The sequence below is a fragment of the Mycolicibacterium rhodesiae genome, assembly GCF_002086695.1.
GTDB lineage: Bacteria > Actinomycetota > Actinomycetes > Mycobacteriales > Mycobacteriaceae > Mycobacterium > Mycobacterium rhodesiae.
In genome coordinates, this window is record NZ_MVIH01000010.1 from 56,758 (window position 1) to 70,339 (window position 13,582).

Genomic DNA, 13,582 nt, shown 5'->3' on the forward strand with positions numbered 1-13,582 from the left:
AGGCAACACTGGTGGGGTGGTGAGCTACGACGTAGTGGTGATCGGCGCAGGCTTCGCAGGCCTGGCAGCCGCACGTGAACTGGTCAAACAGAATCACGATGTGCTGGTGCTTGAGGGCCGCGACCGGGTCGGCGGACGCTCGAGCACCGCGTCGCTGGCCGGTGTGCCCGTCGACCTCGGTGGCACGTTCGTCGGCCCCACCCAGGACGCCGTCCTGGCACTGGCCAAAGAGCTCGGCTGCACCACTGAACCCACCTATCACGACGGCGCCAATCTCATCCGGTGGCGCGGCAAGGTGCGGTCCTACCGCGGCACGATCCCCAAGCTGTCGCTGATCGGACTCCTCGACATCGGCCGGATCCAATGGCAGGTCGAGCGGCTGAGCCGCGGCATCGACGTCGCCCGACCCTGGACATCGGCCACGGCCAACAAGCTCGACGCGACGTCGCTGGGCGGTTGGCTGCGCTCGGTGGGCGCGACCGCGTCGTCACACGACCTGATGGCCATCATGTCGCGGGTCACCTGGGGTGCCGAACCCGACGAGGTGTCGATGCTGCACGCGGTGCGCTACGTCAAGGCGGCCGGGGGGTTGGACCGCATGCTCGACGTGGTCGGCGGCGCCCAGCAGGATCACTTCCCGGGCGGCACCCAGCAGATCGCCGACGCCATGGCCGCAGAGCTGGGTGACCGCGTCCGGCTCAATGCGATAGCGACGCGAATCGAATGGTCCGATGACGCGGTCGCGGTCACGTCGTCGGCCGGCGCCGTCGAGGCGAGGCGCGTCATCGTGGCGATCCCGCCCGCGCACCGGCAGAACATCGACGTCGCCCCTCCCCCGCCGATCGGCTATCAGCAGCTGGCGCAGAGCTGGCCGCAGGGCGCCCTGAGCAAGGCGTACGCCGCGTATCCGCGGCCGTTCTGGCGCGACAAGGGCTTGTCTGGGCAGGCGCTGTCCGACCAGGGGCCGGTGTTCATCACGTTCGACGTCAGCCCCGGCGACGACGGTCCGGGAATCCTGCTCGGATTCGCCGATTCTCGCGAGTTCGATGCGCTCGGCGCCGACGAGCGTCGCAAGCAGGCACTCGCCGGCTTCTCGGCGTTGTTCGGCCCGGACGCGGAGCAACCCGTCGATTACCTCGACCACTGTTGGGGCGCAGAGACTTTCGCTCCCGGCGGTCCGACCGCAGCGGTGCCGCCCGGCGCCTGGACGGAGTTTGGTCACCTGCTGCGCGAACCAGTCGGGCCGCTGCACTGGGCCGGCACCGAAACCGCCGACGAATGGACCGGCTTCCTGGACGGCGCGGTGCGGTCCGGCCGGCGTGCGGCAGCGGAAGTCGTTGCGGCGCTTAGGAGCTGATGCGCTGCGCGGTCACCGCTGAGACCAGCGTTCGCAGATGCCCGTTGACGACGTCGGGATGCTCCAGGATCGCGCAGTGTCCGCCCGGCGTCTCGACCAGGTCGACCAGGTTGGGAACAGCGTCAGCGATCTTGCGGGACTGGCACATCGGCAGCAGCCGGTCGTTGGTGCTGCCGATCACCAGTGTGGGCACTGTGAGGCCGGTGAGGTCGATGTGGCGTGAATTCATCTCGTCGACGAGCACTCGCGCCCACGCGCCACGTCCGCCTGCCGGGGTTTCGGCGAACAGGTCGTGAACCAGCTTGCCGATCGCGGGATCGGCGCCCGCACCGACGGCCATCATCGTGACGAACCAGCGGCTGCCGGGCTGGGCGCCCCAGACCAGTGGCGCCCCGCCGAATGTCCTGATCATGTGGCGCGCGGCGAGTGATCGGCCGGCCGCCAGCAGCGCGGGCACCCGTAGCAGGTTGATCTCTTTCAGCAGGTCGCCGGTGGTGGTGTTGATCAATGCGACGGCGTCGGCTCGCTGGGCCACCCGGTGCCGGTAGCGGTCGGCCCAGGAGCTGATCGCGATGCCGCCCATCGAGTGGCCGGCGATCACCGCTCGTTCGCCCGGACGCAGGGTCGCCGTGAGTACGGAGTCGAGGTCCCCGGCGAGGTGGCCGAGGCTGTAGCCGGACCGGCGTGGAACCCCGCTGCGGCCGTGTCCGCGGTGGTCGTAGGCGATTACCCGGAAGTCGCGGGACAGATCGTTGATCTGCTGATGCCAGACCCGCAACGCGCAGGTGATGCCGTGCGCGAGGACGATCGGGTAGCCATCCTCGGGGCCGAAGACCTCGGTGTGCAGGCGGGTGCCGTCGGCGGCCCTCACCTCGACGATCCGGCTGGGCGGCAGGTCGATACCGTTTTTGACGGCCGTACGGGACGCTGACATGGCCCCCTCCTCGCTCGGGACGGCGCCACTGCCGCTCCGGGATCCCTAGAGTAACCACCGCGGGCCCGATCGAACCGTCGCACCGCGCCGGTCGTTATCGCACCGTGCCTCTTAGGATGACCCGGTGACCGAGCACGCGTTCACGGACGCCGAACGCCGCGCCGTCTACCGCGTCATTCACGAGCGCCGCGATATGCGCAGGTTCAAACCGGACGCTTCGGTCCCCGATGCGGTACTGGCCCGGTTGCTGGCGGCCGCACACGCCGCGCCCAGCGTCGGCTTGATGCAGCCCTGGCGGTTCCTGCGCATCACCGACACGGGGTTGCGGCAGAAGATCCATGCTCTGGTCGACGAAGAGCGCAGACACACCGCTGCCGCACTGGGTGCTCGGGCAGAAGAATTCCTGGCACTCAAGGTCGAGGGCATCCTGGACTGCGCCGAATTGTTGGTGGTTGCGCTCGGCGACGGCCGGGAAAGCCATGTCTTCGGCCGTCGCACGATGCCGCACATGGACCTTGCTTCGGTGTCGTGCGCGATCCAGAACCTGTGGTTGGCAGCGCGAGCCGAGGGCCTCGGGATGGGCTGGGTGTCGATCTTCGATCCGCACCGCCTCGGGGAGTTATTGGGAATTCCCGCCGGCGGTGAGCCGGTGGCCGTGCTGTGCCTCGGGCCGGTGCCCGACTTCCCCGACCGGCCTGCGCTCGAACTCGACGAGTGGACGTTGGGGCGTCCACTCGCCGAGTTCGTGAGCGAAAACCGTTGGAGCTAGCCAGGTTTGGTTAGCCGACGGAGGCGCAGCCCACGTATGGGATGCACCCGGTCGCCCCGCCGGGCCCGGCCGAGCCGCTGGGGCCGTTCGGGATGCCGCCGCTGGCGCCGCCGCGGTCCGCGGTGCCGCCGGGGCCGTACGGAATCGACCCGCTGGCACCGTCGGGACCGGCCGCGCCGCCGGGACCATTCGGAATTGCGCCGGATGCTCCACCCGGGCCTGCCACGCCGCCCGGGCCGCCGGGAATGACGCCGGAGGCGCCGTTCGGACCGGCGGTGGCCACCGGGCAGGGGCTGCCGTCAGGGTTGACGCAGCCCGGCGCGGGATCGGCGGCAGCCAGCGGAGCTGCCGCGATCGCGGCAGCTGCCGCACCGGAGAACAGAACTGATGCCAGAGAAAGTGTTTTCAGTGCCATGCAGATTCCGTACCCGAATTGACGGCAACAGAATCGCCGATGTGTCCGGCACCTCATCAGTACAGAGCGGCAGACGAGATCGCGCCGCGCTCGTCGATGTCCGCTCGAACTGCGGGCGCGCCTTCGGCTCGACGACCCAACTCCGCTCGGCAAGTCGACCTTCAGCACCGCCGCGGCCTTTGTCCGTTATCCGACCTCACGACACCTGTGTGGGATTTCGAAGTTCCCGGTGCTTCCGGAGCATTGTCTGCCCGACGCTGCGAGACGGGGGTTGGTATCGCCCCGCTGAAGCAATGCCGCCGAAATGTGCCATATCGCGCTCGCAGGCAGGTAAAAAAGACCGATGAAGACACTTTTCGCCGTCGTGGGGCTGGCTGCGGCGCTGGTGATGGCACCTTCGCCGGCGCGGGCCGACGATTGCGGCGCAGCAGCCGCCGCGCAGGACGCCACGGGGTGCGTCGCATTCGGCCCGGATGTGATGGTCGGTCCTGGCATCGAGCTGAGCCCCGGCGTGGTACCACCGGTGGCCTCGCCCGATGATGCGGCAGCTCAGGCCGCAGCCGGACGACCGCCGTGTCTGACCGGTAACGGCGTGGCGTACTACACGCCCGCCGATATGCCCTGCTGACGGGTTTTTCTCACACCGGCCGTCCTGGTGGCGAGCCGGGCAGTCCGCAGCCTTGAGCGATTGATCGACCCGGACCTGCCCCAACAGGAGCTATTCGCCGACCTAGGCCGTGGCGTGCCTGTGGGTGTAGGCTCGACCTAGGTTGAATTTCCAGCCTCGGTATTCGTCGCAGGCGAGCGGTGCATCTTGCACCCGCAATGCGAGCCTTTCGGGCGCGTCCCACACACACTTGTTATTTCCTTCTAGTGCTCATTGGAGCCTTCCGATGCATTTGATCTCTTCCAATTCGACCGTTGGCCCGCCGACGGACCGACTGCAACTCTTCGCTGAGTGGTCCAACACGACTGACGTTCGCGTCACCGCAGCCGGCGATGTCGACATGTCCACTGCCCGCTACTTCACCGACTTCGTTTTCCGCCGCGCGGGCAATTGCAGGCGCCTCACTTTGGACATGACGCAGGTGACATTCTTTGACTGCGCTGGGATTTCAGCGCTCGAGTGCATCGAAGAACGCTGCCGCGAAGCGCACGTTGTACTGGAAATCGAACCGGCACAATGCGTTTCGCGCGTCATGACGCTGTGCCAGTCGCTTTGCGCATAACCGCGCACCGCTAGCCGTTGGCAGGCGCTTGCGGATCGACATTGCTGATCAGGCGGATAAGCTGCTCGCGGTCGTTGATACCCAGCTTGTTGTACACCCGGTAGAGGTGGCCTTCGATGGTCCGAACCGACAGCACCAGTCGGACAGCGATCTCGCGGTTCGACAGTCCGTCGGCAACCAGTAGGGCGATCTCACGTTCCCGGTCGCTCAATGGGAGTGGCGCCTCGTTGATCTCAGTCGCCGGGGTATGCAGCCCTGAACTGCTTACCAGCCAATGCGCCTGTGCAGAGGATTTCAAGGCAAGCAGACGGGCGCCCGCTCGGCGGTGTGCGAGCGCCGCCGCGGCGAAGGTGTCTGCCGCATGTGCCCTCATCCGAAGCGACTCCCACTCGCCGGCCACCCTGTCAAGACCTTCTCCGTCGTCCGCGGCAATCGCCTCGGCGTGCGCTGCGGCAAGCATCGCGACCGGGCTATTCAATTGCTCGGCAAGGACTTTGAACCGCGCCACATCGGGGGCCATCCCGAACCGTAGCCCGGTGTGCAGTGCCTCCAGCTCACCGACCGTCATCCCTGATCTCGCAGCGGCATCCGCGGCCCGGTCGATGTGGTCGTGCGCAGCGGCCCGCCGGCCGGTCGCGGCGCACAGATAAGCTCTGGCCACCTCGAGAAGCGGCCGGAACACCTCGACCGCGGGCCCCCAGGTGACCTCGGCCGTGTTCAACGCACGCGAGGCCGCTCCGCAGTCGCCTCGCAGTACCTCAGCCTGCACCGCCCAGATCGCCACCAAGGTCACCCAGCCGCCTGACAGCGTCGAGACCATGGCCGACAGCGCACGTTGCAGCCAGTCACTGGCGGCTTGCGGATCGCCGGCCGCGAGCTCGACCCGGCCAGCCATCGCGGCGACGATGGCCTCGGCGTGCGGTGCGCCATGCGCCTGGTTCCGCTGCCGCTCCACGATCGCCTGGGCCTTGGCGATGTCGCCTTGGTTCAGCGCCGACAATGTCTCTGTCAGCGATATGGCATACCGCTGAGGTCCCGACGCGCAGTGCCTGGCCGCCGCGGCACCACGGGCCGCTGCTGTCTCAACATCGTCGGATCTGCCGCGAAAGTTGGCCACGGCGGCAGCCGGGACTGCCGCCCAAAGAACCGCCATAGGCATCGCGTGAGGGTCAGCAATGACCGCGGAACTTGCAGCGGCGGCGGTGTCGAGTTCACCGGCGAAGTAGGCGATCGAAGCCTCAACCGCCAGCGCGTAGCTGCGCAGAGCGGTCATCGTGACACGGGACCGAACCACACCCAACACCTCTTCGGCCATCGCACGTTGACCACAACCGAAGAACAGGTTGGTTGCCCGTAGACAGCCCCACCGGACGAGCGTGATCTCGTCGCGGGGGTCGAAGGTTGCCAGCAGTTCTTCCGCCTCTTGGCTGCGACCCTGCCAGGCCAGGGCGTCGGCGAGTGCGATGGCGGCGCGTAGACCGCCGCCGTTGCCATAGGCGTACCGCGCGAGTTGCTCGGCAAGAACCAGGCTCGACATGGTCATCGCGGTCTCGGCGGCGTCGGTCACCAGGCCGGCATCCGGCGGCGTATCGCTGTTCATCATCAGCCGCGCATACTCGATGAGCAGCCGCGGATCTCTCGCCGGACCGTCGTCCTGACTGTCGATCAGCGCCCGGAAGTTCTGTGCCAGAGTGGTATTGATCTGGCGCAGCCGAGCCACCCCACAGTGTCTTCGCACCACATCAGCCAATACAGGATGGTCCGCCTGGACGCGCACACGTTGCGAATCGTTGATCACATCGATCACACCATGTCGTTCTGCGTCGCCGATCGCGGCGGCATCGCACATGGCGCGCAGCACATTCCAGTCCAACACCTCTGCAGCCGAGACGATTTCAAGAACTTCACGCTCCATCGGCGGCAGGCCGCGCACCCTCGCCTCGAGCAGTTGCTCAATGTCAACGCCCAACCGCGGCAGTTGGGTGAGTCGCCACCAGCCGGTGTCATCTGTGAGCAGTCCGTCGTTCATTGCGGTGTCCAGCAGGCTGCGCAACAGCAGCGGGTTGCCAGATGACAATTCGTGAAGCTGGTCAACGAGCGTCCCCGCGACCGGGCCGCCAAGCACCTCGACGATCAACCGATCAGTCTCGCCACGCGACAGTGCACCTACGTCGATGCGGCGCAGATACTGGTCCTTCCACAGCGCGGTGATGGCGTCCGGTACCTCGACTCCCGAGCGCATGGTGACGATAAGCGTCGCAGAACCGCGGACCGCGAGCTGATGGACGACTATCGCCGACAAGGGGTCGAGCAAATGGGCGTCGTCCACGACGAGCAGCCGGTCGTGGGCATCGCCGAGTGCGTCGTGGGCCGCCGCGAGCAAGCCAATCGGGTCGAGGGCGTTGGGGATCCGCACAATCCCGGCGAAAGCGCCAAGAGGCACATCTTGAGAGGTCTGAGTACCAAGAACAAAGTGGGTCTGCATTCCCCTTCCGCCGAGCCGTTCACCAACCTGGCGCGCTAACGCGCTCTTGCCGACGCCGGCCTCCCCTGTGAAGATCACGCCACTGAACGAGGAGTTCTCGACAGCATCGATAGCGAGGTCGATCTCCGCTGATCTCGCCACGAACGGCCATTCCAAGGGCACGACCCCTTCCTCCCATGGCTGCTCCGCGTAGTGCAGGCCTCCGTGGCCAGTAGATACTAACGCCGCAGGTCGCCGACCGGGCATTACCGACCTAGCCCCGCTTCTTGTCACCCTTTCCATGGCCGCGGCCCGCGGGTCCACCCGGCTGAGGTGGCTCGGGTGCGGGCTGCTGGACCACAGGGCTCGGCGGCGGCGGAGCACTCGTCGCGGGGGCAGCGGGAGCACTGGTGCTGACCGGCTGTGGATCCGGCGCCGACGATGCCGGATCCATCGCCAAGGCGAACGCCGACACGGCCAGAACGCTCAGAGCGCCGGCCGCAATCCCGTACGTGCGAACGCGCCGCCGCGCCGGCTGCGGCACATACGGAGCTGCCGGAATCGGATGCCCTGTCAGCACTTTGGTTGCCGGACGTGGCCCCACGGAGGCTACGCCCGCGCGAATCGCACGCTGATCACCGGCCAACGCGGCCCGCATGTGTTCAGCACTGGCGAAGCGCTGCACCGGGTTTCGGGCAATGGCGCGGTCGATGACAGCAGCAAGGACTGGATCCACGTCGGTGCGTACCGCCGCGACGGGGGCCGGTGTGCTGTCCATGATCGCGTGCGCCAATGCGGCGGGATTGTCTTGCGGGAACGCTCTTCTGCCGAGCAGCGCTTCGTAACCCATCAGGCCGACGGCATACAGATCGTCACCCACCGACGCCGGAGCCCCGGCGACGCGCTCGGGACTCATGTAACTCATCGTGCCGACGATCTGCCCGGTCATCGTGTGCGCGGCGCCACCGGTCTTGGCGATACCGAAGTCGGCCACCTTCATCGAGTCGCCCGTCGCCGCCACCAAGATGTTGCCGGGCTTGATGTCGCGATGCAGGACCCCAGCGGCGTGGGCCACGCCGAGACCGGCAAGGACGTCGTCGAGCACGGAGCGCACGTGCGCCGCCGGCATCGGTCCAGTGGCGATGATGTCGGCAAGTGTCTGCCCAGGCAAGCGTTCGAGCACGATGAACGGGGTGCCCTGGTGGTCACCGAAGTCGTAGACCGTGACGATGTTCTGATGGCAGAGTCGCGCCGCGGAGCGGGCTTCGTCCTCGAACCTGCGCCGAATGCCCGGATCGGCAGTCAACGTCGGGTGGAGCAGTTTGATCGCCACCGGCCGATTCAGCCTGGTGTCCCATCCTTCGCGAACCTCAGCCATGCCTCCGCGGCCGAGCACCCCGGCTACTGCATAGCGGTCCACGAGCATCTCGTGGCCGGTCATAACTTGTTCGTAGCCACGAGGGCGACGATGCAAACCCGGGTTGAGCGATCTGACAACACGCCGGCGCCGTTTCTCGCGTGGCTCTTGGGGCGCATGAGTCTGACCATATCGGAGACTCTGCTGGTGAGACCCCCGAAACCAGCATTCTTCCGATGCTGGCGACCGGTGAAAGTGCAAGCAGCACAACGCAATGGTGCGGATCTCGATGTAACGCAGCGGCGCGTCACGGCGACATGCATAGCGATAACAGGCTCGATTGTCCTGGAGATCGCCGGTTCAGAGGTACTACCGTGCCGGGATCTTGCCAAGCAGCGACACGCACGTCCTACGACGGTAGCGGCCGGTGTTGCCAGACCTTAGGCCGAATTCATGCCACGCATCACTCGCGGTGGCCTCGTATTGGGTGCCGTGGTGTTCTCCTCTGCCGCGGTACTGCTTTTCGGTGGACACCGATTCGAGGCCGAGAACCATTCGGGGACGCCACCTTCGGCGCCTGCAGCCGACGCATCCCTGGCGGTGTCAACGCCCGCCCGTGCCACACCACTTCCCGAATCCACGAAAACCCGGGCGATGCCGCTGACGGCTCAACGGGCGCGGGAACAGGCCATTCCGGCGGCTGTGGTCCTGATCATCGCCGTCGTCTCGGTCGCCGTGCTCTTGAAACGCGGACGGACGTAACGCCGCACACGCGTGGTCTGGCCCGACGACCACCTGCGACAACACCGTTTTCGCTGGTAAGGCTAACCAACGTCGTCGCCCGCGCCTTCACCTGATCGCTCGGTCAGTCGCCGGTTGGGCGCTAGGCTTTTGACGCCTCGGTTAATACCCCGGCCCCGTCACCGGGTAGACCTGCGAAGGAACCGTATGAAGTTCGCGCAGTCGAGCAGGTTGTCCAACCTCTCGCACGAGGCGCCGGGGCCCATCGCTGAGCAGGTGTCGCGACTCGAAGCAGTGGGACACCGGGTCATGCGGCTGGATACGGGCGACCCGTTCCCCTTCGGCTTCCAGCCGCCCGCCGACCTGGTTCGCCAGATCGCCGAGGCCCTGTCGACCTCGGCCGGTTACAGCCCCACGAAGGGGTTGCTCCCGGCCCGGAACGCCGTCGCGCAGTACTACGCCGTCCGAGACGTGCCCGGTGTCGATGTCGAGCACGTGTTTCTTGGCAACGGCGCCTCCGAACTGATCGTGATGGCCATGACGGCCTTGCTCGACGAGCGCGACGAAGTCTTGGTACCCGCCCCCGACTTCCCGGTGTGGACCGCCGCGGTGAACGTCAACGGCGGGCGTGCGGTCCACTATCGGTGCGACGAGTCGTCGGACTGGTATCCCGATGTCGCCGACATCGCGGCGAAGGTCACCGCGCGCACCAGGGCGATCGTCATCATCAACCCCAACAATCCGACCGGCGCGGTGTACCCACCCGAGGTGCTGACCGGAATTCTCGACGTCGCGCGCGAGCACAACCTCATCGTCTGTTCCGACGAGATCTACGACAAGATTCTCTACGACGACGCCGTTCACACCGTGACGGCCGCACTGGCACCTGATCTGCTGTGCCTGACCTTCAACGGCCTGTCAAAGGCGTACCGCTGCGCGGGATTTCGGGCGGGTTGGCTCGCGGTGTCCGGGCCGACGGATCATGCCGTGAGTTACCTCGACGGTCTGACAACGGTCGCCGGCCTGCGCCGGTGCGCCAATGTACCCGGCCAGCAGGCGATTCGGATCGCGCTGGAAGCCGATGGCTCCGGGCACGACCTCACACTGCCCGCCGGCGCGCTGCGCGAGCAACGCGACCTCGCCTGGGCGGCATTGAACTCCATCCCCGGCGTCTCGTGCGTCAAACCCCGAGGAGCGCTCTACGCGTTCCCGAAAATCGACCTGAGCGTGTATCCGATCCGCGACGACGAGCAGTTCGCCTTGGACTTGCTGCTGCAGGAGCAGATCCACATCATTCCCGGCACCGGCCTCAGTTGGCCTGACCCCGACCACGTCCGGATCGTGATGCTGCCGCGGGCCGATGAGTTGGAGGCCGCCATCGGCACGATCGGGCAGTTCCTGGCGACCTATCGCCAGTGATGCGGCAGCGCAACCGCGTTGGGTGCGCTCAGGGGCCGATACGGTCTGCGTTCGCGTGGATCGCGTCGCGGCAATAGGCCGCGAGACCCGGGAGTCCGAACGATTCGTCATAGGTGGCGACGTATCGGGGATCGCTCACGTACATGTCGCCGAGGTTGCGATGGAACGCCGCCGGACAATCGTAGAACCAGCGATTGATGTGCAGCCGATGCTTTTCCGCCGCATCCATCGCCGCGTCGGAGTCGGCGGGCACCCCCGTGCGGAAAGCGTCGGCCAACGCCTTCTCGACCTCTTCCCCTTCGGACTTGATCTGGACCCACTCTTCCTTGCCGTAGGCCTTGGCGCGGCGCTGCGATTCCTTCCACTCCGCGGTCTCACCCCACTTCTGCTCAGCCTCGGCCTGATAGTCGTCGAAGCCGTCACCGAACAGTTCGCGCATGTCGTCGTCGGTCATAGGTGTGTTCGTCATTGCCTTGTCCAATGCGTGATCGATTGCCTCGACGAGGTTCTTCATCCCGTCGAGCCGGGACATGACGCGTTCGCGCTGGCGGACCAAGTGGCTGACCACATCCCCTTCGTCGAGCAGGCTCGCGATCTCGTCGAGAGGTAGCTCGAGGCGGCGGTAGACGATGATCTGGGACAAGCGCGTCAGGTCCGCCGCGGTGTAGACCCGATAGCCCGACGCGGCACGCCTGCTGGCGCGCAACAGCCCGATCTCGTCGTAATGATGAAGCGTCCGCACCGTGATGCCAAATCGCTTCGCGACCTCGCCCACGGTGAGCTCGTCCACCCGCATCTCCTGCGTCATATCGATCATGTTCACACCTCACGCTGCGTGAGGGTCAACCTAACGCCGCGCGATCACTTCCAATGTGATTTCGCGGCTGGGCTTGGTCGCGATCCCGCGCGCCACCGCGCGCGGCGGCCGCCCGCGCTGCGCAGCCGCGAGGTCGAGCCGCTTTATCATGGTGCCGATCGCGACCGCCAGCTCGTCGAGTGCGAAGGCCGCACCGATGCACCGGCGGTAGCCCCCGCCGAACGGCGCGTACTGGAATGGCGACGGTCTGGCGTTCAGAAAGCGTTCGGGGTCGAACGTGTCCGGGTCGGTCCACAGGTCAGGATTGAAATGCAAAGCGGGCAGCGCGATTCCCACCACATCACCGGGTGCGCAGGAAACGCCGGCTACGGTGAGTGGGCCGGTGAGTCTGCGCAGGACGATCGGCACTGTCGGGTGGACGCGCAGGGTTTCCTGGACCACCGCGCCGAGGTACGGCAACGCGGCCATCTCCGCCGGTGTGCCGACGGTGGCGAGTTCGTCGAGCACGCGGGTGCGGACTTTGTCGTCGAGGTGGATGTGGTGTAGCGCCCACGCCAGCGACGTGGAGCTGGTTTCGTGGCCGGCGGCCAGCATCGTCCGCAGCTGGTCGTGCAGCATCGCGTCGGTCAGGCCGCTGCCCTCGTCATCGGTGGCGTCGAGGATCAGCGCCAGCACATCACCCCCGCGGTCACCGCTGCGCCGGCGTTCCCCGATCTGCTCGGACAACAAGTCGTCGAGTTGGGTTCGGAACGCAACCAGGCGGGCCCACGGCCCCCGACCCGCGATATCGCGGCGCAGCCAGGGAACCAGCATCAGCGCCGCGCTGCCGGATCTGAGCAACTGCGTTGTCACTGAGGAGAACTCGCGACGCCGGGCATCGTCGGTGACGCCGAACACCACCCGGATCACCACATCCAGGGTGATGGATCGAGCGGTGCGGCCCACTTGCAGGTGATCGCCCGGCCGCAACGCCGCGATCTCCCGCTCGGTGGACTCGGCGATCAGATCGACGTAGTCACGCATGAGCTCGTTGCGAAACGGCGGTGCCAGCACACTTCGGGCCCGGCGATGCGCCTCACCGGAGAGCAGGATGAGCGAGTTCTTGCCGACGACCGGCTCGATCGGGTTGGGCAGCGGCGCCCGGCACAGTGCGCCGGGCGCGGTGAGAATGTCGCGCGCCCCGTCCATAGTGGTGAAGAACTGCACCTCACCCAGTCCGGGAAACAGCACCGTGAATGGTGCGCGGTCGGCGGCGTGGCGGCGGAAGAAGCCCTCCGGGTCGATGCCGGCCCACGCCGCGCGCCCCAGTGCGGCCGCTGTCGCCAGAGGATTCACGGCACCCTCGTGCGCCGCGCCAGCACAAGCTGGTTACGGCCCAGACGGCTGAACTCGACGGTGATGGCCGGATCGGCGTGGGCGGCCAGCGCGCGGAATGCCGAAGGGCTGTAGGCACGTAACGAACTGATCAGACCATCATGGGCGAACGGCAGCAGCACGAAAGGCAGCATCGACGCCAGTCGCAGCATGTGCACGGGAGCCGACGGGCGATACAGATCGCAGATCAGCAGCGTGTCCGCGACGCGGGTTCCCTCCGCCAGCACGCGCGCGGCCGCAACGGGCGGCAGATGATGAAACGACAGGGCGAACAACGCGAGATCGTAGGACCGGTCGGGGAAGTCGATATCGGCGGCGTCGACGCGGCGGACTACCGCCCTCGGATCGCTGCCGAGATCACCCGCGGCGATGGCGGCCACCGATACCGGATCGATGTCGGTCACCGTGACGCGCGCGTCGGGACGCAGTGTCAGCACCGCCCGCGACAGCGCCCCATGACCCGCCCCCAACTCCAGAATTCTCGGCTCGTCGATGTCCGCGATGAGCGGCAGCGCCCTTGCGGCGAGGCGCTCGTGGTCCCGCAGGATTCGGCCCATCCAGTCGAGAGACCAGATCACCTGCCGCTTGACCCGGTCGTCGACATCATCGCGGTCCAGGTACTCCGGCCGGCCGGTCTGCAGACGCCGGTCCAGCCAGGAGGCATCGAATCCGGCGCGCGGCATGGTCGCGATATCCACCTGAGTCT

Annotated in this window: 13 protein-coding genes; 6 read left to right on the forward strand and 7 right to left on the reverse strand. The window is 66.8% G+C overall.

The features are described 5' to 3' along the window. Positions 1 to 16: 16 nt before the first annotated feature. On the forward strand, positions 17 to 1,357 hold the full coding sequence (locus BST42_RS19730) for a flavin monoamine oxidase family protein (protein ID WP_083121009.1): 1,341 nt from the start codon (positions 17 to 19) through the stop codon (positions 1,355 to 1,357). Here the strand turns inward: BST42_RS19730 and BST42_RS19735 are convergent. Then, complete coding sequence (locus BST42_RS19735; RefSeq protein WP_083121010.1) at positions 1,347 to 2,291, reverse strand: alpha/beta fold hydrolase; 945 nt, start codon at positions 2,289 to 2,291, stop codon at positions 1,347 to 1,349. The two genes, BST42_RS19730 and BST42_RS19735, sit on opposite strands and share 11 nt — an antisense overlap. A gap of 124 nt (positions 2,292 to 2,415) precedes the next feature. Here BST42_RS19735 and bluB point away from each other — a divergent pair, with 124 nt between their 5' ends. Then, complete coding sequence (bluB, locus tag BST42_RS19740) at positions 2,416 to 3,060, forward strand: 5,6-dimethylbenzimidazole synthase (RefSeq protein ID WP_083121011.1); 645 nt, start codon at positions 2,416 to 2,418, stop codon at positions 3,058 to 3,060. Between the two features lie 10 nt (positions 3,061 to 3,070). Here bluB and BST42_RS19745 read toward each other — a convergent pair whose 3' ends face one another. Further along, positions 3,071 to 3,475, reverse strand: a complete 405-nt coding sequence (locus BST42_RS19745; protein WP_207569540.1) for a hypothetical protein — start codon at positions 3,473 to 3,475, stop codon at positions 3,071 to 3,073. A gap of 343 nt (positions 3,476 to 3,818) precedes the next feature. Between BST42_RS19745 and BST42_RS19750 the strand changes: the two genes are divergently transcribed. Together BST42_RS19750 and BST42_RS19755 are read left to right on the forward strand one after the other, a co-directional pair. Continuing rightward, the gene (locus BST42_RS19750; protein ID WP_083121012.1) at positions 3,819 to 4,103 is read left to right on the forward strand and encodes a hypothetical protein; all 285 of its coding nucleotides are present in this window, start codon (positions 3,819 to 3,821) and stop codon (positions 4,101 to 4,103) included. A 265-nt stretch (positions 4,104 to 4,368) separates the two neighbouring features. Further along, the gene (locus BST42_RS19755) at positions 4,369 to 4,704 is read left to right on the forward strand and encodes an STAS domain-containing protein (RefSeq protein ID WP_083121013.1); all 336 of its coding nucleotides are present in this window, start codon (positions 4,369 to 4,371) and stop codon (positions 4,702 to 4,704) included. Positions 4,705 to 4,714: 10 nt separating this feature from the next. Here the strand turns inward: BST42_RS19755 and BST42_RS19760 are convergent, their stop codons facing one another. After that, a complete protein-coding gene (locus tag BST42_RS19760) occupies positions 4,715 to 7,330 on the reverse strand; it encodes a helix-turn-helix transcriptional regulator (RefSeq protein WP_165760882.1) in 2,616 nt (871 codons plus the stop codon). 112 nt (positions 7,331 to 7,442) lie between these two features. Next, positions 7,443 to 8,609, reverse strand: a complete 1,167-nt coding sequence (locus BST42_RS19765) for a serine/threonine-protein kinase (RefSeq protein WP_083121015.1) — start codon at positions 8,607 to 8,609, stop codon at positions 7,443 to 7,445. Between the two features lie 369 nt (positions 8,610 to 8,978). Between BST42_RS19765 and BST42_RS19770 the strand changes: the two genes are divergently transcribed. Then, positions 8,979 to 9,287, forward strand: coding sequence for a hypothetical protein (locus BST42_RS19770; RefSeq protein ID WP_083121016.1), 309 nt, complete (start codon positions 8,979 to 8,981; stop codon positions 9,285 to 9,287). A 186-nt stretch (positions 9,288 to 9,473) separates the two neighbouring features. After that, positions 9,474 to 10,685 (forward strand): pyridoxal phosphate-dependent aminotransferase, encoded by a 1,212-nt coding sequence (locus BST42_RS19775; RefSeq protein WP_083121017.1) that lies wholly within the window; start codon positions 9,474 to 9,476, stop codon positions 10,683 to 10,685. A 28-nt stretch (positions 10,686 to 10,713) separates the two neighbouring features. Here the strand turns inward: BST42_RS19775 and BST42_RS19780 are convergent, their stop codons facing one another. Genes BST42_RS19780 through BST42_RS19790 form a run of 3 tightly spaced genes read right to left on the reverse strand, consistent with a single transcriptional unit; the run spans position 10,714 to position 13,559 of the window. Beyond that, the gene (locus tag BST42_RS19780; RefSeq protein WP_083121126.1) at positions 10,714 to 11,475 is read right to left on the reverse strand and encodes a MerR family transcriptional regulator; all 762 of its coding nucleotides are present in this window, start codon (positions 11,473 to 11,475) and stop codon (positions 10,714 to 10,716) included. A gap of 57 nt (positions 11,476 to 11,532) precedes the next feature. Further along, positions 11,533 to 12,837 (reverse strand): cytochrome P450, encoded by a 1,305-nt coding sequence (locus BST42_RS19785; RefSeq protein WP_083121018.1) that lies wholly within the window; start codon positions 12,835 to 12,837, stop codon positions 11,533 to 11,535. After that, on the reverse strand, positions 12,834 to 13,559 hold the full coding sequence (locus BST42_RS19790) for a class I SAM-dependent methyltransferase (protein WP_083121127.1): 726 nt from the start codon (positions 13,557 to 13,559) through the stop codon (positions 12,834 to 12,836). Before BST42_RS19790 ends, BST42_RS19785 begins: the two co-directional genes overlap by 4 nt. Positions 13,560 to 13,582 lie beyond the last annotated feature (23 nt).

Coding starts and splice junctions, on each gene's coding strand:
- BST42_RS19750 (WP_083121012.1), top strand. CDS start 3,819: ATGAAGACACTTTTCGCCGTCGTGGGGCTGGCTGCGGCGCTGGTGATG.
- BST42_RS19770 (WP_083121016.1), top strand. CDS start 8,979: ATGCCACGCATCACTCGCGGTGGCCTCGTATTGGGTGCCGTGGTGTTC.
- BST42_RS19765 (WP_083121015.1), bottom strand. CDS start 8,609: ATGACCGGCCACGAGATGCTCGTGGACCGCTATGCAGTAGCCGGGGTG.
- BST42_RS19735 (WP_083121010.1), bottom strand. CDS start 2,291: ATGTCAGCGTCCCGTACGGCCGTCAAAAACGGTATCGACCTGCCGCCC.
- BST42_RS19755 (WP_083121013.1), top strand. CDS start 4,369: ATGCATTTGATCTCTTCCAATTCGACCGTTGGCCCGCCGACGGACCGA.
- BST42_RS19790 (WP_083121127.1), bottom strand. CDS start 13,559: ATGCCGCGCGCCGGATTCGATGCCTCCTGGCTGGACCGGCGTCTGCAG.
- BST42_RS19745 (WP_207569540.1), bottom strand. CDS start 3,475: ATGGCACTGAAAACACTTTCTCTGGCATCAGTTCTGTTCTCCGGTGCG.
- BST42_RS19775 (WP_083121017.1), top strand. CDS start 9,474: ATGAAGTTCGCGCAGTCGAGCAGGTTGTCCAACCTCTCGCACGAGGCG.